The sequence below is a fragment of the Microbacterium sp. Soil_C_42 genome, assembly GCF_057656735.1.
The window spans coordinates 183,240-206,487 of sequence record NZ_JBDGJU010000003.1 but is presented as its reverse complement, the minus strand read 5'-3'; the positions used below and the strand labels follow the sequence as shown (position 1 = coordinate 206,487).

19 protein-coding genes are annotated in these 23,248 nt (G+C 70.9%); 18 read left to right on the top strand and 1 reads right to left on the bottom strand.

Annotated elements, in window-relative coordinates:
* Positions 1–26: 26 nt before the first annotated feature.
* Complete coding sequence (locus AC3A46_RS03820; protein WP_487663879.1) at positions 27–659, bottom strand: TetR/AcrR family transcriptional regulator; 633 nt, start codon at positions 657–659, stop codon at positions 27–29.
* 84 nt (positions 660–743) lie between these two features.
* Here AC3A46_RS03820 and AC3A46_RS03815 point away from each other — a divergent pair, with 84 nt between their 5' ends.
* From AC3A46_RS03815 to AC3A46_RS03730, 18 genes are all read left to right on the top strand, one after another.
* The gene (locus AC3A46_RS03815) at positions 744–2,579 is read left to right on the top strand and encodes a bifunctional sugar phosphate isomerase/epimerase/4-hydroxyphenylpyruvate dioxygenase family protein (protein ID WP_487663878.1); all 1,836 of its coding nucleotides are present in this window, start codon (positions 744–746) and stop codon (positions 2,577–2,579) included.
* Positions 2,576–3,034, top strand: coding sequence for a type II 3-dehydroquinate dehydratase (aroQ, locus tag AC3A46_RS03810; protein ID WP_487663877.1), 459 nt, complete (start codon positions 2,576–2,578; stop codon positions 3,032–3,034). The genes AC3A46_RS03815 and aroQ overlap by 4 nt, the downstream gene beginning before the upstream one ends.
* A 118-nt stretch (positions 3,035–3,152) precedes the next feature.
* Positions 3,153–3,713 carry an elongation factor P gene (efp, locus tag AC3A46_RS03805; protein ID WP_487663876.1) on the top strand — a complete coding sequence of 187 codons (561 nt, stop codon included), beginning with the start codon at positions 3,153–3,155 and terminating at the stop codon, positions 3,711–3,713.
* 19 nt (positions 3,714–3,732) lie between these two features.
* Positions 3,733–4,143 carry a transcription antitermination factor NusB gene (gene nusB, locus AC3A46_RS03800; RefSeq protein ID WP_487663875.1) on the top strand — a complete coding sequence of 137 codons (411 nt, stop codon included), beginning with the start codon at positions 3,733–3,735 and terminating at the stop codon, positions 4,141–4,143.
* 52 nt (positions 4,144–4,195) lie between these two features.
* Entirely contained in the window at positions 4,196–7,468 is a 3,273-nt protein-coding gene (locus AC3A46_RS03795; protein WP_487663874.1) for a DEAD/DEAH box helicase, read from the top strand.
* Between the two features lie 102 nt (positions 7,469–7,570).
* Complete coding sequence (locus tag AC3A46_RS03790; protein WP_487663873.1) at positions 7,571–9,148, top strand: Rieske 2Fe-2S domain-containing protein; 1,578 nt, start codon at positions 7,571–7,573, stop codon at positions 9,146–9,148.
* 174 nt (positions 9,149–9,322) lie between these two features.
* Positions 9,323–9,856: a DoxX family protein gene (locus AC3A46_RS03785; RefSeq protein WP_487663872.1), complete on the top strand. Its 534-nt coding sequence runs from the start codon at positions 9,323–9,325 to the stop codon at positions 9,854–9,856.
* 124 nt (positions 9,857–9,980) lie between these two features.
* Positions 9,981–10,511 carry a bifunctional pyr operon transcriptional regulator/uracil phosphoribosyltransferase PyrR gene (gene pyrR, locus AC3A46_RS03780; protein ID WP_487663871.1) on the top strand — a complete coding sequence of 177 codons (531 nt, stop codon included), beginning with the start codon at positions 9,981–9,983 and terminating at the stop codon, positions 10,509–10,511.
* A complete protein-coding gene (locus AC3A46_RS03775; RefSeq protein ID WP_487663870.1) occupies positions 10,508–11,521 on the top strand; it encodes an aspartate carbamoyltransferase catalytic subunit in 1,014 nt (337 codons plus the stop codon). Before pyrR ends, AC3A46_RS03775 begins: the two co-directional genes overlap by 4 nt.
* Positions 11,518–12,828: a dihydroorotase gene (locus AC3A46_RS03770; RefSeq protein WP_487663869.1), complete on the top strand. Its 1,311-nt coding sequence runs from the start codon at positions 11,518–11,520 to the stop codon at positions 12,826–12,828. The genes AC3A46_RS03775 and AC3A46_RS03770 overlap by 4 nt, the downstream gene beginning before the upstream one ends.
* Positions 12,825–13,334, top strand: a complete 510-nt coding sequence (locus tag AC3A46_RS03765; protein WP_487663868.1) for a PH-like domain-containing protein — start codon at positions 12,825–12,827, stop codon at positions 13,332–13,334. The genes AC3A46_RS03770 and AC3A46_RS03765 overlap by 4 nt, the downstream gene beginning before the upstream one ends.
* The gene (carA, locus tag AC3A46_RS03760; protein ID WP_487663867.1) at positions 13,331–14,488 is read left to right on the top strand and encodes a glutamine-hydrolyzing carbamoyl-phosphate synthase small subunit; all 1,158 of its coding nucleotides are present in this window, start codon (positions 13,331–13,333) and stop codon (positions 14,486–14,488) included. The genes AC3A46_RS03765 and carA overlap by 4 nt, the downstream gene beginning before the upstream one ends.
* Entirely contained in the window at positions 14,488–17,772 is a 3,285-nt protein-coding gene (gene carB, locus AC3A46_RS03755) for a carbamoyl-phosphate synthase large subunit (protein WP_487663866.1), read from the top strand. Before carA ends, carB begins: the two co-directional genes overlap by 1 nt.
* Complete coding sequence (gene pyrF, locus AC3A46_RS03750; RefSeq protein WP_487663865.1) at positions 17,769–18,602, top strand: orotidine-5'-phosphate decarboxylase; 834 nt, start codon at positions 17,769–17,771, stop codon at positions 18,600–18,602. Before carB ends, pyrF begins: the two co-directional genes overlap by 4 nt.
* A gap of 1 nt (position 18,603) precedes the next feature.
* Positions 18,604–19,557 (top strand): guanylate kinase, encoded by a 954-nt coding sequence (gene gmk, locus AC3A46_RS03745; RefSeq protein ID WP_487663864.1) that lies wholly within the window; start codon positions 18,604–18,606, stop codon positions 19,555–19,557.
* Positions 19,558–19,648: 91 nt separating this feature from the next.
* Positions 19,649–19,903, top strand: coding sequence for a DNA-directed RNA polymerase subunit omega (gene rpoZ / locus AC3A46_RS03740; protein ID WP_018170775.1), 255 nt, complete (start codon positions 19,649–19,651; stop codon positions 19,901–19,903).
* A gap of 118 nt (positions 19,904–20,021) precedes the next feature.
* A complete protein-coding gene (gene metK, locus AC3A46_RS03735; RefSeq protein ID WP_487663863.1) occupies positions 20,022–21,215 on the top strand; it encodes a methionine adenosyltransferase in 1,194 nt (397 codons plus the stop codon).
* A 10-nt stretch (positions 21,216–21,225) separates the two neighbouring features.
* Positions 21,226–23,241 (top strand): primosomal protein N' family DNA-binding protein, encoded by a 2,016-nt coding sequence (locus AC3A46_RS03730; RefSeq protein WP_487663862.1) that lies wholly within the window; start codon positions 21,226–21,228, stop codon positions 23,239–23,241.
* Positions 23,242–23,248 lie beyond the last annotated feature (7 nt).

Genomic DNA, 23,248 nt, shown 5'->3' with positions numbered 1-23,248 from the left:
CGAGCAGGCGACGGCGGGTGCGCCGGTTACCGCGCGGTGTTCGTGAGCCAGCCGACGACGACGTCGCCGATGAGGGATCGCAGGTGACTGCGGCGTTCGGGATCGGTGAACGACACGTCGAAGAGGTAGCCGAACGTGTACTGGTTGGCGATCTGGAACACGCAGTACGCGCTGATGACGAGGTGGACGTCGATCGCGTCGACATCGTCGCGGAAGACACCTGCCGCGCGGCCGAGTTCGAGGATCTCGTCGAGAAGGGTCTTCGCGGGCTGGGCGAGCGTGCGGAGCGAGTCGATCCGCCGGATGAACTCGCCGCGATGGATGTTCTCGATGGCCACGAGCCGGATGAACGCGTCGTGCGTCACGTGGTGGTCGAAGGTGAGCTCAGCGAGCCGGCGGATCGCCGCGACGGGATCCGTGTGGTCCACATCGATCGCCTGCTCGGCCTCCCGAATGCCCTGATAGGCCTTCTCGAGCACCGCCAGGTAGAGCTGCTCCTTGCCGCCGAAGTAGTAGTAGATCATCCGCTTCGTCGTGCGCGTGCGCTCGGCGATGTCGTCTACGCGGGCTCCGGAGTACCCCTCCTCGGCGAACACCTCCGTCGCGACCGCGAGGAGCTCGGCTCGCGTCCTCTCGGCATCGCGTGTAACGGGGGGCACGATCGCCAGGATAGTGGGCGGCGCACGCGGCGCTCGCGAGGGAGGGGGTGCGTCACAATGTACCAACTGGTACATTGTGACGCCATGAGGACCTCCATCGCGACGGTGTGCATGAGCGGGACGCTCGTCGAAAAGCTGCACGCTGCCGCCGCAGCGGGCTTCGACGGCGTCGAGATCTTCGAGCCCGACCTCGTGTCGGCGCCGGAGAGCCCGGAGGAGGTGCGTGCTCTCGCGGAGCGCCTCGGGCTGACGCTCGACCTGTATCAGCCGATGCGCGACGTCGAGGGCGTCGACGAACCGGCGTTCCAGGATGTGCTGCGGCGCGCGAAGGCGAAGTTCTCCCTCATGCGGCGGATGGGGATCGAGGTCGTGCTCTGCTGCAGCAACGTGGCGACCGCGACGGTCGACGACGACGCGGTGTCGGCGTCCCAGCTTCGCCGGCTCGGTGATCTCGCCCAGGAGCACGGCGTCCGGATCGCCTTCGAGGCGCTGGCGTGGGGCAGGTACATCGACGACTACCGACGTGCGTGGCGGATCGTACAGCTGGCGGACCACCCGGCCGTCGGCGTGTGCCTCGACTCCTTCCACATCCTCTCCCGCGGCCACGACCCGGTGGCGATCGAACAGATCCCGGGCGACCGCATCTTCTTCCTTCAGCTCGCCGATGCGCCCGCGCTCTCGATGGACGTCCTCTCATGGAGCCGGCACCATCGCCTCTTCCCCGGCGAGGGGAGCTTCGATCTGACGCGCTTCCTCACCCACGTCCTGCGCGCCGGCTACGACGGCCCGGTGTCGCTCGAGGTCTTCAACGACACCTTCCGGCAGGTCGACGTGACAGGCACCGCCGTCCACGCGCGGCGGTCCCTGCGCTGGCTCGAAGACGCCGTCGCACGGGAGCTCGGAAGCGCCGCGCCCGCAGACTTCGAGACGCTCGCCGACGGCGGCACGCCCGTGGGATTCGATTTCGTCGAGATCAAGGCCGAGGACACCTCGAGCATCGAGGCGCTCCTGGAGACCGTCGGGTTCACGCCGCGCGGCAAGCACCGCACGAAGCCCGTCACGCTGTGGACGGCCGGCGACGCGCGCGTCGTGCTCAACGAGCAGCACGCCCGCGACCTCGACCCGCACATCGCGGCGGTCGGGTTCGACGTCCCCGACGCCGTCGCGCTGACCGCGCGGGCCGCAGAGCTGGGCACGCCGCTCGCCTACCGACGCACCTACGCGGGGGAGCAGCTGCTCGACGGCGGCACGGCGCCGGACGGCACCGAGATCTTCTGGTCGTCGCGCGGCACGGAGGTCGAACCGACGTGGGCCGCCGAGTTCGAGCACGGCGCGCCCCTGCGCGACAGCCCCATCACCGCCGTCGATCACGTGAGCCTCGGCCAGCCCTGGCAGGTCGTCGATGAGGCGATCCTGTTCTTCTCCTCGGTGCTCGAGCTTCCGACGGCGAGCTCGACGGAGGTGGCGAGCCCTCAGGGCCTCGTGCAGAGCCGCGTCATCCAGTCCCCGGACGGCTCCATCCGCATCCCGCTCAACGTGTCGCCGCCGATCCTGTCGGGGCGACCGGCCGCCATGCCGCAGCACGTCGCCTTCGCGTGCGACGACATCGTGGCGCTCGCGCGCGCCGCCAAGGCGAGGGGCCTGCACCCGCTGCCGATCCCGCGCAACTACTACGAGGATCTCGCGGCACGATTCGACCTCGACGAGGGGTTCCTCGCGACGCTGCGCGAGCTCGACCTCGTCTTCGACCGCGACGCACAGGGCGAGTACCTGCACTTCTACACCGCCACGGTCGGCGACCTGTTCTGCGAGTTCGTCGAGCGCCGCGGCCGCTACGACGGGTACGGCGCCGGCAACGCGCCCGTCCGGCTCTCCGCCCAGAGAGCCGGCGCCGCGCGCGCTGATATCGTGCGAGCATGACCGCCCCTCGTCGCCTCCTGCTCGTCAACGGCCCCAATCTGAACCTCCTGGGCACCAGGGAGCCCGGGATCTACGGCACCGAGACACTGGCGGACGTCGTGCGCGTGACGACGGATGCTGCCGCCCGGCGCGGCTTCGAGGTGCGGGCCGTCCAGAGCAACCACGAGGGGGTTCTCCTCGACGCGATCCACGACGCGCGACAGGACTGCGCCGGCATCGTCATCAACCCCGGCGGTCTGACCCACACCTCCGTCGTGCTGCGCGATGCCCTCTCGGGCGTCGCCCTGCCGGTGGCCGAGGTGCACATCTCGGATGTGAGGGCGCGCGAGGAGTTCCGCCACCACTCGTACGTCGCCGACGTCGCCGTGGTCCACGTGATCGGAGAGGGCGTGCCCGGCTACGCGACGGCGGTCGCCCGCCTCATCGACATCCTCACCGGGCAGGCCGAGGGCTGACGAATCGGCCGGGGACCAGGCATCCCGTAGAATCGAACGTCGGCATTTCCGACCCCTGATCTCGTTCACGGGGCAGCGGTCGCCTCCACGCACTTCAACGAAACGGATTCGTACCCTCATGGCTTCCACCGCAGACATCAAGAACGGCGTCGTCCTGTCGATCGACGGACAGCTCTGGAACGTCATCGAGTTCCAGCACGTCAAGCCGGGCAAGGGCGGCGCCTTCGTCCGCACGAAGCTCAAGAACGTCGTCTCGGGCAAGGTCGTCGACCGCACCTACAACGCGGGCGCGAAGATCGACATCGAGAACGTCGACCGCCGCGACTTCACCTACCTCTACAACGACGGCGACAACTTCGTGTTCATGGACGTCGAGGACTACGACCAGATCAACGTCGGCGCGACGACGGTCGGCGACGCCGCCCACTTCCTGCTCGAGAACCAGCAGGTGCAGATCGCTCTCAACAACGGCAACCCGCTGTACGTCGAGCTGCCGGCATCCGTCGTGCTCGAGATCACCTACACCGAGCCGGGTCTGCAGGGCGATCGCTCGTCGGCCGGCACCAAGGCCGCCACCGTCGAGACCGGCTACGAGATCCAGGTCCCGCTGTTCGTCGAGACCGGCACCAAGGTCAAGGTCGACACGCGCACCGGCGACTACCTCGGCCGCGTCAACTGACGTCGGCGGTCGCTGACTGATGAGTGCCCGTACGAAGGCGCGCAAGCGCGCGCTCGACATCCTGTTCCAGGCCGACGTCCGCGGCGACGCGCCGGCGACCGTCCTCGCCGCCGAAGCCCAGCGCGCGGCGAACGAGCCCGCACGTCAGGCCTCGTGGCTGTACGCGCGCGAGATCGTCGACGGCGTGATCGACAACCAGGACGCCATCGACGAGCAGATCACGACGTTCGCGAAGGACTGGACGCTCGCCCGCATGCCCGCGGTGGACCGTGCCGTGCTGCGCATCGGCGCGTGGGAGATCCTCTACAACGACGAGGTGCCCACCGCGGTCGCGATCGACGAGGCGGTCGAGCTGGTGAAGGAGTTCTCGTCCGACGAGTCGGGCCCCTTCGTGCACGGCGTCCTCGCCCGCATCGCGCGCGCGAGCTGACGACGAGCAGGCGCCCGTCCGGGTGTCGGCGGGAGCGGGCAGGATGGATGCCGTGACCCCGCCGTCTGTCGGACCCCCTCCGTTCGTCGACCCCGGGCACATCCGCCGGTTCGTCGACAGCGGCACGTACGAGCGCGGCGTCGGCTACTTCGCCGACGGCGCCGTCGAGCGCCTCGAGTGGGACCCGCTCACGTCGGTCATCGAGGCGGTGGTGGCCGGCAGCGGCGGCCGGACGTACCGCTGCCGTGTGCGGCTCGACCCGCAGCGCGTCGATCACCCCATCGCGGCGACGTCCTGCACATGCCCGGTGCAGTTCGACTGCAAGCACACGGTCGCGACCCTTCTCGCGAGCAACCGGCTCGCGTCCGCCACGCCCGCACCCGACCGCGGCTCGTCCTGGCGCGACGTGCTCCTCCCTGCCGCTCCGGCGGAGCGGGCCCGCACCGCGCTCGCCCTCGGCGTCGAACTCCGCCAGCGCATCCGGCGCGGCGCGTCGACCTGGGCGCCGGCGCGCGTCGAGTCCGCGACACCGCGCAGCCTCCACCAGCACGGGGCGGACGTGCTCGTCGGCCTGCGCCCGCTCGAGCGCTCGGCCCGCTCCGACACGTGGATCAAGGGCGGCGTCTCGTGGGACGCGCTGCGCCGGCCGACCACCGCCTACGACCCCGCGCAGGCGCGCTGGTTCGCGGAGCTGCACAGCATCGGCCGCGACGTGCGCTCGTTCGGCGCCTTCTCCGACGTCTCGGAGTGGCTGACCCTCGACGACATCGAGTCGAGCCTGCTCTGGCCGCATCTGTCGGCGGCGGCGGATCGCGGCGTCCCGCTCGTCGCCACCAAGCGCACCGCGGCGGTCGCCCTCGCGACGTCGGCGTCGGTGACCGTGCAGGCGCACCGCACCGGCCGTGGGCTCGAGATCGCGCCCGTGGTCACGATCGACGGCGAGCGCGCGGATGCCGCCGCCCTGCGCCCGGTCGGCCGCACAGGCGTGTACCGGTTCTCCGTCGAGCGCGAGCGCATCGCCCTCGTCCTGGCCGCTGTGCAACTGCCGGACCCGGTTGGCGCGCTCCTCACGGCGCGTGAAGCCGTCGTCGTGCCGGGGCCGGAGGCCGAGGAGTTCGTCCGCGACCATCTGCCGCGGATCGCGCGCCGGGTCGAGATCGAGGCGCCCGGCCTCGACGTCGCCCCGCCACCGCGGCCGCGGCTCGTCGCCCATGTGCATTTCGAGCCGAACCACCGGCTCGTCTACACGCTCTCGTGGCGGTACGGCGACGACGACCTGCTCGGACTCGACTCGACCGGAGCGGATCGTGACCCCGCGGCCGAGACGGCGATCCGCGACCGCGTCGAGTCGCTGTGGGAAGATCACGCGCCCGTCGCCTTCGCCTCCGCCGACACGCTGACGGGCCTCGACGCGGCGGAGTTCGCGTCGCGCCTGTTGCCGCTGCTGGAAGCCGACACCGACGTCACCGTCGAGATCTCGGGGAAGCGGCCGCAGTACCGGGAGCTCGCCGGCGACCCGCGCATCGACGTCACGACGGTCGAGACGAACGATCCCGATTGGTTCGACCTGGGGGTCATGGTGACGATCGACGGCCGACGCATCCCGTTCGGCACGCTGTTCACCGCGCTGTCACGGGGGCGCAAGAAGATCCTGCTGAGCGACGGTGCGTACTTCTCCCTGTCGCACCCGTCGCTGCAGCGCCTGCGCGACCTCATCGACGAAGCCGGAGAGCTCGAGGAGTGGGAGAGCGGACCCCGCATCAGCCGGTACCAGACGGCGCTGTGGGCCGACTTCGAAGATCTCGCCGACGAGGCCCAGCCTGCGGTCTCCTGGCGCGCGACCGTGGAGGCGCTGCGCGACGCAGACGGTGTGCCCGTCGCGCCTCTGCCGTCGGCGCTCCACGCCGAGCTGCGCCCCTACCAGCGGGTGGGGTACGACTGGCTCGCCTTCCTCTGGGAGCATCGGCTCGGCGGCATCCTCGCGGACGACATGGGACTCGGCAAGACGCTTCAGCTGCTCGCCCTCATCGCCCGTGCCCGTGAGTCCGGCGAAAGGCGGCCGTTCCTCGTCGTGGCGCCGACGTCGGTGCTCTCGACCTGGCGCAGCGAGGCTGCCCGCTTCACGCCCGATCTGCGGGTCGCCGTCATCGACGCGACGCGCGCGAAGCGCGGAACGACGGTGACGGATGCCGCGGCCTCCGCCGACATCGTCGTCACGTCGTACACCCTGCTCCGGCTCGACGAGCGCGAGTTCGCCGCGGTGCCGTGGGCGGGCCTCATCCTCGACGAGGCGCAGTTCGTGAAGAACAGCCAGACCAAGGCGTATCGCGCCGCGCGGGATCTGTCCGCGGACGTCGTCTTCGCCGTGACCGGCACGCCGCTCGAGAACAGCCTCACCGAGCTGTGGGCGCTGCTCTCGCTCACGGCGCCGGGCCTGTTCGCCTCGAGCCGGAGGTTCCGCGAGGAGTACGTGGGGCCGATCGAGAAGGGCAAGGTCCCCGAGAACCAGGAGGGGGGCGAGTACCGCGCCGGTCGCCTCGCGCGACTGCGGCGCCGCATCCGTCCGCTCGTGCTGCGGCGCACGAAGGAGCTCGTCGCCGCCGACCTCCCCGTCAAGCAGGAGCAGGAGGTGCGCATCGAGCTGGGCGCCGCACACCGCGCCCTGTACGACACCGTGCTGCAGCGCGAACGCCAGAAGGTGCTCGGACTCCTCGACGACCTCGACCGCAACCGGTTCATCGTCTTCCGCTCCCTGACGCTCCTGCGCATGCTGAGCCTGGCACCCGAGCTCGTCGACCCGGCGCACGCGAGCATCGCCCCGAGCAAGCTCGCCGCGCTCTTCGAACAGCTCGACGAGGCACTGGCCGAGGGGCACCGCGCCCTCGTCTTCAGCCAGTTCACGTCGTTTCTGGGCCTGGTCGCCAAGGAACTCGAGGCACGCGGCATCCCGTACGCGTACCTCGACGGATCGACGCGCGACCGCGACGCCGCCGTCGCCGCGTTCCGCGGGGGAGAGGCGCCGGTGTTCCTCATCAGCCTCAAGGCCGGAGGGTTCGGTCTCACGCTGACCGAGGCGGACTACGTGTTCCTGCTCGACCCGTGGTGGAACCCCGCCGCCGAGGCGCAGGCCACAGGCCGCGCGCACCGCATCGGCCAGCACCGCAGCGTGATGGTGTACCGGCTCATCGCGAACGGCACGATCGAGGAGAAGGTCATGGCGCTGCAGCAGCGCAAGGCGCGGCTGTTCCGGTCGGTGATGGACGACGACGCGCTGTTCGGGCAGGCGCTCAGCGCCGACGACATCCGCGGGCTCTTCGACGACTGATCCGGCATCGCCCCGCGCCGGATCCGGTTTTGCACGGCGGTCGGTCCGGTGCTCGCTGCGAGCCTCACCTAGACTCGTCTGGTTCGACAGGAGGGCAACCCCATGCGCATCACGGGCCTCGGCCACGCCGGAATGTTCATCGAGACGGCGGGAGGAAGCATCCTCTGCGACCCGGTGATCGGGCCGACCTTCTTCGGGTCGTGGTTCCCGTTCCCCGACAACCGGGCGCTCGACTGGTCGACCTACGGCAAGGCCGACTTCCTCTACATCTCCCACCGCCACCGCGACCACTTCGACCCGGCGCTCATGCAGAGGCATGTGCCGAAGACCATCAAAGTGCTGCTGCCGGACTACCCGACGGACGACCTCGAGCAGGATCTGCGCCGTCTCGGCTACGACAACATCGTCTACACGCAGGCCGGCGTGCCGCTGGAGTTCGGCGACCTCAAGGTCATGGTCACGCCGCTGCGGGCACCGAGCGACGGCCCGATCGGCGATTCGTCGCTGTCGGTGGACGACGGCACCGCCAGCATCCTGAACCAGAACGACTCGCACCCGCTCGACCTCGAGAAGCTGATGTCGTTCTCCAAGCCCGAGGCGTACTTCACGCAGGTGTCGGGTGCGATCTGGTGGCCGATGGTCTACGACCTGCCCCAGGACGCCAAGCAGAATTTCGCGAAGCTGAAGCGCGACGCGCAGAACAAGCGCGCGATGTATTACATCGAGAAGGTCGACGCCGAGCACGTCTTCCCGATGGCGGGGCCGCCGATGTTCCTGCGCGAGGAGCTCTTCAGGTACAACGGCTACGGCATCGACAACGACTCGATCTTCACCGACCAGCGCCAGTTCCTCGCGCACATGGCGCAGCTGCGTCCCGAGCAGAAGGGCTACGAGTTCGTCCCCGGCACGGTCGTGGAGCTGAACGGCGGCGAGATCTCGGTCACCCAGACGCTCTACACGCAGGCCGAGATCGACCGCATCTTCGACGACAAGTGGGCGTACCTGGCCGAGCAGCGCGACTCGCGCCAGGATGAGATCCGCGCCGAGGAGGCCTCGCGCGCGGCCGTGCTCGCGCCCGATGAGATGCTCGCCGCGATCAAGGAGTGGTGGGAGCCGCTGCTGCGCCGCGCCCGCACGATCCGCAACGGCGTGGGCGGTGTGGTGCGCTTCCGCATCGGCGAGCTCGACATGGTCGTGGACTTCCCGAAGGCCAAGGTGCGCGAGTACGCCGACGGCGACGAGTGCATCTACTGGTACACGATCCCCGCAGATCTGGTCTCCACCAACATCGCCGACCACGAGATCGACTGGTCCAACTCGATCTTCCTGTCGATGCAGTTCGCCGTCGGCCGCAGCGGCAAGTTCAACGAGTTCCTCACCACCTTCCTCAAGTGCCTCTCGCGGGACCGCATCGAGTACGTCGAGAACTGGTACGCCGAGCAGACCGACCAGACCGAGGACGCCCAGCTCGGCGACTGGATCGTGCAGCGCCGCTGTCCGCACCTGCGCGCCGATCTCACCAAGACCGGGAAGATCGAGGACGGCGTGCTCACGTGCTCGCTGCACGACTGGAAGTGGGACCTCGCGAGCGGGAAGTGCCTGACGAGCCAGGGGCACCCGATCCGGGCGTCCCAGGTCGAGGACGACCTGTACCGCGCGGCGACGACCCCCGCGGCCTGACGAACCCGGAACGCCGGCTTGTTGTAGATCCTCCACAACGGGTCGGCGTTCTCCCATCGCGTCTTGTGTGGAGTGGGCGCTGATCTGCGCCGGTTCGTATCACCCCGTGTCTCCGGAGGGTCCTGATCACCGTGCCCGCGATCGCGGGCGATCAGAACCCGAAGGAATCACGCCATGACCACCGTTCCCATCCACGGCGCCGGCGGCGTCGTCCCCGCGTCCACCGCTCGCCCGAACCCGCTCAGCGCCGTCCTGGCGTGGGAGGCCCGCGCCGAGGCCGCCGTCAAGGCCTCGCTGCAGCGCTGGAGCATCCCGGCACTGCGCCTCGCCCTCGGCGCCGTCTTCCTCGTCTTCGGTGCGCTCAAGCTCTTCCCCGGCGTGAGCCCGGTCGAGGCCCTCGTCAGCCGCACGTGGGAGAAGCTCACGTTCGGCCTGGTGAACGGGCAGGCCGCGCTCGTCGCCACGGCGGTCATCGAGGTCGCCGCGGGTGCGCTCCTCATCGCCGGCGGCGCCTTCGCCCGCGTGGGCCTCGTCGTCCTCGCGCTCGCCTTCGTGGGCATCCTGTCGCCGATCGTGCTGCTGCCCGCAGAGGTCTTCGGCCCGGTCGGCCCGACGCTCACGGGCCAGTACATCTTCAAGAACGTGGTGCTGATCGCGGCAGCGCTCGTCGTGGCCTCCCGCGTGCTGCGCGGACCCGCGCGCCGCTGACCCGCCGCGCACGACTCGGCGAAGGCCGGACCCGATTCGGGTCCGGCCTTCGCCGTGTCGTAGACTGGTCGGCGATCACAGCAACCTTTAACACCGTCCCGTGAGGCGGAGAAGGGAGCGGCGGATGAGCACGCGCACCGTGCTGCACGAGGCCGACATCGCCCGGGCCCTGACTCGGATCTCCCACGAGATCCTCGAGTCCAACAAGGGCCCCGAAGGACTGGTCCTCCTCGGCATCCCCACTCGCGGCGTCACCCTCGCCCACCGCGTCGGCGCGCTCGTCGCCGAGTTCGGCGGCGTCCCCATCCCGATCGGATCGCTCGACGTCACGATGTATCGCGACGACCTGCACCGCAACCCGACCCGCGCCCCACAGCCGACGCAGATCCCTGCCGGCGGGATCGACGGCAAGGTCGTCGTCCTCGTGGACGACGTGCTCTTCTCGGGTCGCAGCATCCGTGCCGCCCTCGACGCCCTGCAGGACATCGGCCGCCCCGCCGCCGTGCGACTGGCGACGCTGGTCGACCGCGGCCACCGCGAACTGCCCATCCGGCCGGACTTCGTCGGCAAGAACCTGCCGAGCTCGCGCGACGAGCGCGTGAACGTGCGTCTCGCCGAGACCGACGGCGTCGAGGAGGTGACGATCGAGTCATGAGGCACCTGCTCGACACCCAGACCCTCTCCCGCGAGGACGCGCTGCGCATCCTCGACGTCGCGGAGGACATGGCCGACACGCAGCAGCGCGAGGTCAAGAAGCTGCCGACGCTGCGCGGCAAGACCGTCGTCAATCTGTTCTTCGAGGACTCCACGCGCACGCGCATCTCGTTCGAGGCGGCCGCAAAGCGCCTGTCGGCCGACGTCATCAACTTCTCCGCGAAGGGCTCGAGCGTCTCGAAGGGCGAGTCCCTCCAGGACACCGCGCAGACGCTGCAGGCGATGGGCGCCGACGCCGTCGTCATCCGCCACGGCGCGTCCGGTGCGCCGCGCACCCTCGCCACCAGCGGCTGGATCAGTGCGGGCGTCGTCAACGCCGGCGACGGGACCCACGAGCACCCGACGCAGGCCCTGCTCGATGCGTTCACCATCCGCAAGCGCCGTTTCCGCGACGACAGCCGCGGGCGGGACCTCGCAGGGGTCAAGGTGACGATCGTCGGCGACGTGCTGCACTCGCGTGTCGCGCGTTCGAACGTGTGGCTGCTGAACACGCTCGGCGCCAGCGTCACCCTGGTGTCGCCGCCCACGCTCGTGCCCCAGGACATGTCGGGCTGGCCGGTCGAGGTGCGGTACGACCTCGACGAGGCGATCGCCGCCGGCCCCGACGCGCTCATGATGCTGCGCATCCAGCTGGAACGCATGAATGCGGCGTATTTCCCCACTGAACGGGAGTATTCGCGCCGCTGGGGCCTGGACGCACGCCGACTTCAGGCACTGGGAGCGGATAGCATTGTCATGCACCCCGGACCCATGAACCGGGGCCTGGAGATCTCCGCAGAAGCCGCTGACTCGCCGCGCTCGACCGTGCTCGAGCAGGTCGCCAACGGCGTCTCGGTGCGCATGGCCGCGCTGTACCTGCTGCTGGCGGGCGCGGAGCGCACCCCGGCCGAGACCACGTCCACCGCGGATGGCCCCGCCGCGGACGGCACAGAGAAGGAGAACACCCGATGAGCGAGACCCTTCTCTTCCGCGGGGCGCTGGTCGAAGGATCGACCGCCGCCGACGTCCTCGTCGAGGACGGCGTCATCGCCGCTATCGGCGGCGCCATCAGCCGCGCCGGCGCCACCGAGATCGACGTCGACGGCCTGGTGCTGCTGCCCGGTCTGGTCGATCTCCACACTCATCTGCGCGAGCCCGGGTACGAGGCATCCGAGACGATCCTCACCGGCTCCCGCGCCGCCGCGGCCGGCGGGTACACCGCCGTGTTCGCGATGCCGAACACCTCCCCGGTCGCCGACACGGCAGGCGTCGTCGAGCAGGAGCTCGCGCTGGGCGAGGCCGCCGGGTTCGTGACGGTGCAGCCGATCGGCGCAGTCACCGTGGGCCAGAAGGGCGAGCGGCTCGCGGAGCTCGGCGCCATGGCCGCCTCGCGCGCGCGGGTCCGCGTCTTCAGCGACGACGGCTTCTGCGTGTGGGACCCGCTGATCATGCGGCGAGCGCTGGAGTACGTGAAGGCGTTCGACGGCGTCATCGCTCAGCACGCCCAGGACCCCCGCCTCACCGAGGGCGCGCAGATGAACGAGGGCGCCGTGTCGGCCGAGCTCGGCCTCGCGGGCTGGCCGGCGGTCGCGGAGGAGTCGATCATCGCGCGCGACGTGCTCCTGGCCGAGCACGTCGGCTCGCGCCTGCACGTGTGCCACCTCTCGACCGCCGGGTCGGTCGAGATCATCCGCTGGGCCAAGCGCCGCGGCGTGAACGTCACGGCGGAGGTCACCCCCCACCACCTGCTCCTCACCGACGAGCTCGTGCGCGACTACGACGCCCGCTTCAAGGTCAACCCGCCGCTGCGCCGCGAGGAGGACGTGCTCGCGGTGCGCGAGGGCCTCGCCGACGGCACGATCGACATCGTGGCGACCGACCACGCGCCGCACCCCGCCGAAGCCAAGGCATGCGAGTGGCAGGCGGCCGCGAACGGCATGGTCGGCCTCGAGAGCGCGCTGCGCGTCGTGCAGCAGTCGATGGTCGACACGGGCCTCATCACGTGGGGCGATGTCGCACGCGTCATGTCGCGCGAGCCCGCCCGCATCGGCCGGCTCACCGGCCACGGCACCCCGCTCACGGAGGGACAGCCGGCGTCCCTGGCGTTCTACGACCCGTCGCCGCGCCGCACCTTCACGACCGACGACCTGCGCGGCCGCAGCATGAACTCGCCGTACCTCGGCCGCGAGCTCCCGGGCGACGTCCGCTGGACCCTGCACCAGGGCACGGTCACGGTCGCCGACGGCGCCCTCCTCGACACGCCGGGAGTGCGCGCATGACCCGCGAGGCCGCGCTCGGCGTCATGGTCGCAGTCACCATCGCGCTGCTCGGCGTGCTGGTGTGGGCCTGGTGGCGACGAACGCGGCGCGACGCCGCGCTGGTCGCGCCCGTCGGCGAGATCCCGGCGGGGGCCGCGACGCTCTCGGCGTTCCCGACGCTCTACGTCGCGACGACGCGTCACGGCGAGCCGCTCGAGCGTCTCGCCATCGGCGGCCTCGCCTTCCGCTCGCGCTCCGACGTGACGGTCACCGATGCCGGCGTCGCGCTCGATCTCACCGGCAAGCCCCGCGTGTTCCTGGCGGCCGAACGCATCGAAGACGTCGCGCAGGCGACAGTCGCGATCGACCGCGTGGTCGAGCCCGACGGCCTCGTGCGTCTCGCGTGGCGCCTCGACGACGGGACCGTCGTCGACTCCTATCTCCGACCCCAGGATGCCTCGGCCCGCGCCCTCGCTGACGCGGTGGCCGGCATCCTTCCCCCGACCCAGACGGGAACCGACGCATGACCTCTCTGTTCCAGACCGATCCGGCCGTCCTCGTGCTCGAGGACGGGACCCGCCACGTCGGACGCGCCTACGGCGCCCTCGGCACGACCATCGGCGAAGTGGTCTTCGCCACCGGCATGACGGGCTACCAGGAGACCCTCACCGACCCCTCGTACGCGGGCCAGATCGTGCTCCAGACCGCACCCCACATCGGCAACACCGGCATGAACGACGAGGACCCCGAGTCGCGGCGCATCTGGGTGTCGGGCTACATCGTCCGCGACCCTTCCCGCGTGGTGTCGAACTGGCGTGCCGACGAGTCGCTCGACGACGCCCTCGTGAACGACGGCGTGATCGGCATCAGCGGCATCGACACGCGTGCGATCACGCGTCACATCCGCTCGGCCGGCAGCATGCGCGGCGCGATCTTCTCCGGCGAGGCCGCGGCGATCGACCCGGATGAGCAGCTGCGGCTGGTGCGCGAGGCCCCCGAGATGGCCGGCCAGAACCTCTCGGCGCAGGTCTCGGTGGCCGCGGCCGAGATCACGCCGGCGCAGGGCGAGCGCATCGGCAACCTCGCCGTGCTCGACCTGGGCGTGAAGCAGGCGACGGTCGACAACCTCGCCGCCCGCGGCTTCGAGGTGCACGTGCTCCCGCAGGACGTCACGATCGACGGCATCCGCGCGATCGACCCGGTCGCGGTGTTCTACTCCAACGGCCCCGGCGACCCTGCCGCATCGGGCGACCATGTCGACCTGCTGCGCGGCGTGCTCGACGACGGCCTGCCCTTCTTCGGCATCTGCTTCGGCAACCAGCTGCTCGGCCGCGCGCTGGGCCTGGGCACGTACAAGCTCCCGTTCGGCCACCGCGGCATCAACCAGCCCGTCCTCGACAAGGCCACCGGCCGCGTCGAGATCACCGCGCACAACCACGGCTTCGCCGTCGACGCGCCCGTCGAGGGCTCGTTCGACAGCCCGAACGGCTACGGCAAGGTCGAGGTCAGCCACGTCGGCCTCAACGACCAGGTGGTCGAGGGGCTGCGCGCTCTCGACATCCCGGCGTTCTCGGTGCAGTACCACCCCGAGGCCGCCGCAGGACCCCACGACGCCAACTACCTGTTCGACCGCTTCCGCGACCTGGTTGTCGCGAACCTCGAGAAGAAGGCCGCGAAGTAATGCCCAAGCGCGACGACATCAACTCCGTCCTCGTCATCGGCTCCGGCCCGATCGTCATCGGTCAGGCGTGCGAGTTCGACTACTCCGGCACGCAGGCCTGCCGCGTGCTCCGTGACGAGGGCGTCCGCGTCATCCTCGTGAACTCCAACCCGGCGACGATCATGACCGATCCGGACTTCGCCGACGCGACCTACATCGAGCCGATCAACTGGCGTGTGATCGAGACGATCATCGCGAAGGAGAAGCCCGACGCGATCCTGCCGACGCTCGGCGGTCAGACGGCGCTCAACGCCGCGATCGACCTGCACAAGCACGGCATCCTCGAGAAGTACGACGTCGAGCTCATCGGGGCCGACTTCGAGGCGATCAACAAGGGCGAGGACCGCCAGATCTTCAAGCAGCTGGTGCTCGACGCCGGCGCCGACGTCGCAGACTCGGTGATCTGCCACACGATGGACGAGCTGCTCGCCGGCGCCGAGAAGCTCGGCTACCCGCTCGTCGTGCGCCCGTCCTTCACGATGGGCGGCCTCGGCTCGGGCTTCGCGTACGACGAGGAGGACCTGCGCCGCATCGGCGGCGCCGGCCTGCACGACTCGCCGACCAACGAGGTGCTGCTCGAGGAGTCGATCCTCGGGTGGAAGGAGTACGAGCTCGAGCTCATGCGCGACACCGCCGACAACACGGTCGTCGTCTGCTCGATCGAGAACGTCGACCCGGTGGGCGTCCACACCGGCGACTCGATCACCGTCGCCCCGGCGCTCACGCTCACCGACCGCGAGTACCAGAAGCTGCGCGACATCGGCATCGACATCATCCGCGCGGTCGGCGTCGACACCGGCGGCTGCAACATCCAGTTCGCGGTCGACCCGAAGACGGGCCGCATCATCGTGATCGAGATGAACCCGCGCGTGTCGCGCTCGTCGGCGCTGGCGTCGAAGGCCACCGGCTTCCCGATCGCGAAGATCGCCGCGAAGCTGGCCATCGGCTACCGCCTCGACGAGATCCCCAATGACATCACCAAGGTGACGCCGGCGAGCTTCGAGCCCACGCTCGACTACATCGTCGTCAAGGTGCCGCGCTTCAACTTCGAGAAGTTCCCTGCCGCCGACACGACCCTCACCACCACCATGAAGTCGGTCGGCGAGGCGATGGCGATCGGCCGCAACTACGCGACCGCGCTGCAGAAGGCGCTGCGCTCGCTCGAGAAGCGCGGCTCGAGCTTCCACTGGGGCGACGAGCCTCGGTCGGTGGACGAGCTCCTCGAGATCGCGAAGACCCCGACCGACGGCCGCATCGTCGTCCTGCAGCAGGCGCTCCGCAAGGGCGCCACGGTGGAGCAGGCCTTCGAGGCCACCAAGATCGACCCGTGGTTCCTCGACCAGATCGTCCTCATCAACGAGGTCGCCGAGTTCGTCGCCCAGGCGGGAGAGCTGGATGCCGCCACCCTCCGCATCGCGAAGGAGCACGGCTTCAGCGACGCCCAGATCGCAGAGCTCCGCGGCGACAGCGAGACCCAGGTGCGCGGCATCCGTCACGGTCTGGGCATCCGTCCCGTCTACAAGACCGTCGACACGTGCGCGGGGGAGTTCCCGGCGCTGACGCCGTACCACTACTCGAGCTACGACTTCGAGACCGAGGTCACGCCGTCCGAACGCACGAAGGTCGTCATCATCGGCTCGGGCCCGAACCGCATCGGCCAGGGCGTCGAGTTCGACTACTCCTGCGTGCACGCGTCGTTCGCGCTGTCGGACGCGGGCTACGAGACGGTCATGGTCAACTGCAATCCCGAGACGGTGTCGACCGACTACGACACGTCCGACCGCCTGTACTTCGAGCCCCTGACCCTCGAGGACGTCCTCGAGGTGCTGCACGCCGAGGCGCAGTCGGGGAAGATCCTGGGCGTCATCTGCCAGCTCGGCGGCCAGACCCCGCTCGGGCTCGCGAAGGGCATCGAGGAGGCCGGCTACACGATCCTCGGCACCAAGCCCGCCGCGATCGACCTGGCCGAGGAGCGCGAGCTCTTCTCGCGCCTGCTCGACGACGCCGGGCTCGTCGCACCGCGCAACGGCACCGCGATCGACGTCGACGGCGCCGTCGCGGTGGCCGAGGAGATCGGCTACCCCGTCCTGGTGCGCCCGAGCTTCGTGCTGGGCGGCCGCGGCATGGAGATCGTGTACTCGACCGAGGCGCTGCGCGACTACTTCGTCCGCGTCGCCGGCGAGGCGATCATCGGCCCCGGGCTGCCGCTGCTGGTGGACCGCTTCCTCGACGACGCGATCGAGCTCGACGTGGACGCGCTGTACGACGGCGAAGAACTGTACATCGGCGGCGTCATGGAGCACCTCGAGGAGGCCGGCATCCACTCCGGCGACTCGTCGTGCACGCTGCCCCCCGTGAGCCTCGGTCGCACCGAGATCGACCGCGTCCGCGAGGCGACGCGCGCCATCGCCGAGGGCGTGGGCGTGCGCGGGCTCCTGAACGTGCAGTTCGCGATCTCGGCCGGCGTGCTCTACGTGATCGAGGCCAACCCCCGCGCGAGCCGCACCGTGCCGTTCGTCTCCAAGGCCCTCGGCATCCCGCTCGCGAAGGCGGCGTCGCGCATCATGGCCGGTGCCACCATCGCCGAGCTGAAGGCGGAGGGGCTGCTGCCCGAGCAGGACGGCTCGCGCGTGCCGCTGGACGCCCCCGTCGCCGTCAAGGAGGCGGTGCTGCCGTTCAAGCGGTTCCGCACGCGCGACGGCCAGACCGTCGACTCGGTGCTCGGCCCCGAGATGCGCTCGACGGGTGAGGTCATGGGCATCGACCGCGACTTCCCGACCGCGTTCGCGAAGTCGCAGGAGGCCGCGTACGGCGGCATGCCGCAGTCGGGCACCGTGTTCATCTCGGTCGCCGACGCCGACAAGCGCGCCGTCATCCTCCCCGCCCACCGCCTGCAGGAGCTCGGCTTCGATCTCGTCGCGACCGAGGGCACGGCCGAGATCCTCTCGCGCAACGGCATCGACGTGCGCGTGGTGGGCAAGTACTCCGAGACGCAGGACTCGGGCGAGACCAACATCGTCGACCTGATCAACGCGGGCGAGATCGACATCGTCGTGAACACCCCGTCCGGCGGTGCCACCCGCGCCGACGGCTACGAGATCCGCGCGGCCGCCGTCGCGGGCGACAAGGCGCTGTTCACCACGATGGCCGTGCTCGGCGCCGCCGTCAGCGCCCTGCCGGTGCTGCGCGAGGGCTTCAAGGTCAAGAGCCTGCAGGAGTACGCGGCCGATCGGGCGGGCGCATGACCTCATTCGGCGAGCGCATCCGCGCGGGGATGGCGAGGCACGGCCAGCTGTGCGTCGGCATCGATCCGCATGCCCACCTCCTCGCGGAGTGGGGAATGGATGCCTCCGCCGCCGGTGTGCGCGAGTTCGGCCTGCGCGTGGTCGAGGCCGCCGCAGGCCGGGTCGCCGTCGTCAAGCCGCAGGTCTCGTTCTTCGAGGTGCACGGCTCGGCGGGCTTCGCCGCGCTGGAGGACGTGCTCGCGGCGGCGCGCGACGCCGGACTCCTCGTGATCGCGGACGCCAAGCGCGGCGACATCGGAACCACCATGGACGCGTACGCGCAGGCCTGGCTCACGCCCGGCTCACCGCTCGAGGCCGATGCGCTCACCGTGAGCCCGTACCTCGGCGTGGGTGCGCTGGACGGCACCTTCGACCTCGCCCTGCGCCACGGCAAGGGCGTGTTCGTCCTGGCCGCGACCAGCAACCCGGAGGCGCTCGGGCTGCAGCGCGCACGCCACGCGGACGGCGACACGGTCTCGGCCGGGATCGTCCGCGAGGTCTCCGAGCGCAATGGCCGTACGACGCCCGACGGCGAGTGGGGGAGCCTCGGATTCGTCATCGGCGGCACCGTCGACTGGACGGATGCCGGCCTCCGGCCCTTCGCGCCGGCTGCGCCGATCCTCGGCCCGGGCTTCGGTCACCAGGGCGCGGAACCACGTCATCTCGGTGAGCGCTTCGGCGTCCTGCAGGAAGCGGTGGTAGCGTCTGAGAGCCGCAGCATCCTGGCTGCCGGACCCGACCGGCTCGCCGCGCGCATATCCGAGCGCGCCCTTCTCTACCGTGGTGATTGATATGTCCGATTCGCGCACCCTTTTTCAGGAAACCCCTGATGAAGCCCCGCCCCACGTCCCTGGCGCGCAGGGGAGGCCCCCCGAGGTCGACCGTGTCGCCGCCTCGAGGCGCGCCGTCGCCGCGCGCCGCGAGCGCGCCGCCCTCAAGAAGGACGTCGCGATGCGCGTGATCACGCCGCAGGAGCTCCTGCGGCGCGCCCTCGCCGAGCCCACCTCGCCCGCGGGCGCGATGCGCGTGCCCGAGTTCCTGACCGCGATCCCGGCGATCGGCGAGGGCAAGCGCGACCGCATCCTCCAGGACCTCGAGATCTCACCGGTCAAGCGTCTGGGCGGCCTCGGCTCGCGCCAGCGCGAGGACCTGCGCCAGTTCCTCGACAGCCGGTGGCCCGAGTCCGAACCCCGTGCCGGCCGCAGCCGCCTGGTCGTCCTCGCCGGTCCCACCGCGGTGGGCAAGGGCACCGTGGCCGCCCACATCAAGCAGCACCACCCCGAGATCCTGCTGTCGGTGTCGGCGACGACGCGCGCGCCCCGCCCCGGCGAGGTCGACGGTGAGCACTACTTCTTCGTCGATGACGCGGAGTTCGACCGCATGATCGCGGACGGCGAGCTGCTCGAGCACGCGACGGTGCACAACGCCTACCGCTACGGCACGCCGCGAGGCCCCATCGAGAAGGCCCTCGCCGAGGGGCGCACCGTGCTCCTCGAGATCGACCTGCAGGGGGCCCGTCAGGTGCGCGAGGCCGATCCTTCGGCCACGCTCGTCTTCCTGCTGCCGCCGAGCTGGGACGAGCTCGTGCAGCGCCTCGTCGGCCGCGGCACCGAGGATGCCGCGGAACGCGCCCGGCGCCTGCGCACCGCGAAGACCGAACTGGCCTCGCAGGGCGAGTTCGACTACCGGGTCGTGAACGACGACGTCGCCCACGCGGCCGACCAGGTCGCACGCCTCGCGCGCTGAGAGCATCCCGTCACGTAGACTGGGGGGATGCCTCGGCACCCCGAGGCTCCATCGACTCCCATTCCTTTCATCCGATCCAGGAGGTTTCGCCATGGCCGGAACGAACCAGGGCATCATCGAGCCCCCCATCGACAGCCTGCTCGAGAAGGTCGACTCGAAGTACCAGCTCGTGATCTTCGCGTCCAAGCGCGCGCGCCAGATCAACGACTACTACTCCGACCTCCACGAGGGCAACCTGTTCGACAACGTGGGCCCGCTCGTCGACTCGACCGTCGAGGACAAGCCGCTCACCATCGCGATGCACGAGATCCACGAGGACAAGCTGCGCCTGCGCCGCGCGGAGTAATCCGTCACATCCTCGATGCCCCCGACGACGGCCCTGTCCGTCGTCGGGGGCATACTGGTGTCCGCCCCCTCGACGACCGGACGCCACGATGACCGGAGCCACGACAACTGGAGTACCGATGACCGACCTGCGCCTGTTCACGTCCGAATCCGTCACCGAGGGCCACCCCGACAAGATCTGCGACCAGATCTCGGACTCGATCCTCGACGCGATCCTGGACGCCGACCCGAACGGGCGCGTCGCCGTCGAGACCCTCGTCACCACCGGGCTCGTCCATGTCGCCGGTGAGGTGTCGACCTCCGCGTACGTCGAGATCCCGGCCATCGTGCGCGGCGTCGTCAACCGCATCGGCTACACCTCGAGCGACACCGGCTTCGACGGCGACTCGTGCGGCGTGAGCGTCTCGATCGGGGCGCAGTCCTCCGACATCGCCGCCGGCGTCGACAAGGCGTTCGAGCGCCGGGAGGACGGCTCGGAAGACCCGCACGACCTGCAGGGAGCGGGCGACCAGGGCATCATGTTCGGCTACGCCACCACCGAGACGCCGCAGCTCATGCCGATGGCCGCATGGACGGCGCACCGCATGGCCGAGCGGCTCGCCGAGGTGCGCCGGTCGGGCGAACTGCCGTTCCTGCGCCCCGACGGCAAGACGCAGGTGACGCTCGGCTACGACGGCCACACGCCGAAGACGGTCGAGTCAGTGGTGCTGTCGACGCAGCACCACCCCGATATCTCTCAGAAGGCGCTGCGCGCCGCCGTCCGCGCCGAGGTCATCGACCCGGTGCTCGAGGCGACGGGACTCGAGCTGCCCGACGTGAAGTACTACATCAACCCGGCGGGGCCCTTCGTCATCGGCGGCCCCAAGGGCGACGCCGGCCTCACCGGCCGCAAGATCATCATCGACACGTACGGCGGCGCGTCCCGCCACGGCGGCGGCGCGTTCAGCGGCAAGGACCCGTCGAAGGTCGACCGCTCGGCCGCGTATGCGATGCGGTGGGTCGCGAAGAACGCCGTCGCCGCCGGACTCGCGGACCGCCTCGAGGTGCAGGTCGCCTACGCCATCGGCAAGGCGAAGCCCGTCGGGCTCTACGTCGAGACGTTCGGCACCGGCCGCGTCGCGGACGACGTCATCACGAACGCCATCCTCGAGGTCTTCGACCTGCGCCCCAAGGCGATCATCGACCAGCTCGACCTGCTCCGGCCGATCTACGCGCAGACCGCGGCGTACGGCCACTTCGGCCGCGAGCTGCCCGACTTCACGTGGGAGCGCACCGACCGCGCGGACGCGCTGCGCGCCGCCGCGGGGCTCTGACACCCGCCGCGTGACCGCGGTGGACGACGACGCGCCCGGCCCCGGCGAGCAGCGCCCGCGGCGCGTCGCGCGCGTGCTGATCGACTCGCCGCTGCCGCAGCTCGACCGCCTCTTCGACTACGAGATCCCCGCCGAGCTCGTCCCCGACGCCGTGCCGGGCGTCCGCGTGCGCGTGCCCCTGCGCAGCGCAGGGCGAGTGGTCGACGCGCTCCTCGTCCAGGTGGGGGAGCCGGATGCCTCGGACCGCCCGCTCTCGCAGCTCGAGGCCGTCGTGTCGCCGGTGCCGGTGCTGACGCCGGCGCTCTATGCGCTCGCCCGGCGCGCCGCGGACCGGGCGGCAGGGTCGGCCGGCGACATCCTCCGCCTCGCGATCCCCAAGCGCATGGTGCGCGCCGAGAAGGCGTGGCTGGCGGCAGACCCGCCGCCGCGACCGGTGGTCGACGACGCGGATCGCGGGTGGGCCGACGGCGTGCTCGACGCGTACCCGGGACTCGCCGAGGCGCTCGACCGCGACGAGCGCCTGGCGGTCGATGCGCCGCCGATGCCGTCGACGCTCGACGACGGCACGGTCGTCGGGTCCTGGGCGATCCTCCTCGCCGCGGCGGCGACGCACACCCTCGCCGCCGGGCGCAGCGCGGTCATCGCCGTGCCGGATCATCGTGACCGGGCCCAGCTCGAAGCCGCGCTCGCGGCCCGCATCCCCGCCGACGCCCTGGTCCGCGACGATGCGAAGCAGAGCGGCCCCACCCGGTACGCCGCGTTCCTGCGGACCCTCGCCGACGCGCCGTGCGTCGTGATCGGCAACCGCTCCACCGTGTACGCGCCGGTGTCGGAGCTCGGGCTGGTCGCGCTCTGGGACGATGGGGATCCCCTGCTGGGGGAGCCGCTGAGCCCCGGTGTCCACGCCCGCGACGCGGCGCTGCTGCGTCAGGAGCTGCACGGCGGAGCGCTCGTCTTCGCGGGGCACACCCGCACCACCGACGTCGAGCGTCTGGTCGCCGTCGGCTGGGTGCGCGACCTCCCGGCGGCACGGCGAGCGAGCCCTCGCGTCGTGCTGAGCGCGAACCGCGAGGGGGAGTCTCGCGCGGCGCGCGTGCCGTCGTCGGCGTTCGCGGCCGCGCGCGCAGCGCTCACCGACGGACCCGTGCTCGTCCAGGTGGCGCGTCCGGGCTACGCACCCGTTCTCGTGTGCGCGAAATGCCGCCATCCTGCGCGCTGCGCGCACTGCGGCGGTCCGCTGCACGCGGCGCGGCAGGGCGCCGTCCCGACATGCACGTGGTGCGGACGCGCCGCCCACGCGTGGGCCTGCCCCGAGTGCCGGTCGACGCTGCTGCGCATGGCCTCGTCCGGCAGCGAGCGCACCGCCGACGAGCTCGGCCGCGCCTTTCCCGGCACGCGCGTGATCCTCGCCGACGGCGACCACCCGGTGGCCGAGGTCGACACCCGTCCCGCCCTCGTGGTGGCGACCCGCGGCGCCGAGCCGCTCGCGGCCGGCGGGTACCGTGCCGTGATCCTGCTCGACGGGGATCGGATGCTGATGGCCGACGACCTGCGCATCGGCGAGTCGTGCCTGCGGTGGTGGTCGAACGCGGCGGCCCTGGCCGCCCCCGGTGCTCCGGTCCATCTCGTCGGCGTGGGCGGCGAGGTCGCTCGCGCGCTCGCCACCTGGACGCAGGCCGCGTACGCCCGCTCCGAGCTCGCCGACCGCGCCCCGCTGCGCATGCCGCCGACCGTGCGGGTGGCCTCCGTGGACGGCCCGCGTCGCGCGGTGGACACCGCCCTCGCGGCGTTGCGCACCGCGGTCCCCGAGCTCGACGCAGAGGCCGTGCTCGGTCCGATCGCGCACGAGGACTCGGTTCGTGCTCTCGTGCGGTTCGACTACGGCCTCGGGGCGCGGGTGACCGAGAGCCTGCGCGCGTCCGTGGTCAGCCACGCGATGAAGGGGCGCCGTCCCGCGAAGGGTCGCGCGCCCGGAGCCGCCCATACACTGAAGGTTCGGGTCGACGTACCCGATCTCGATCTCTGACCCTCGA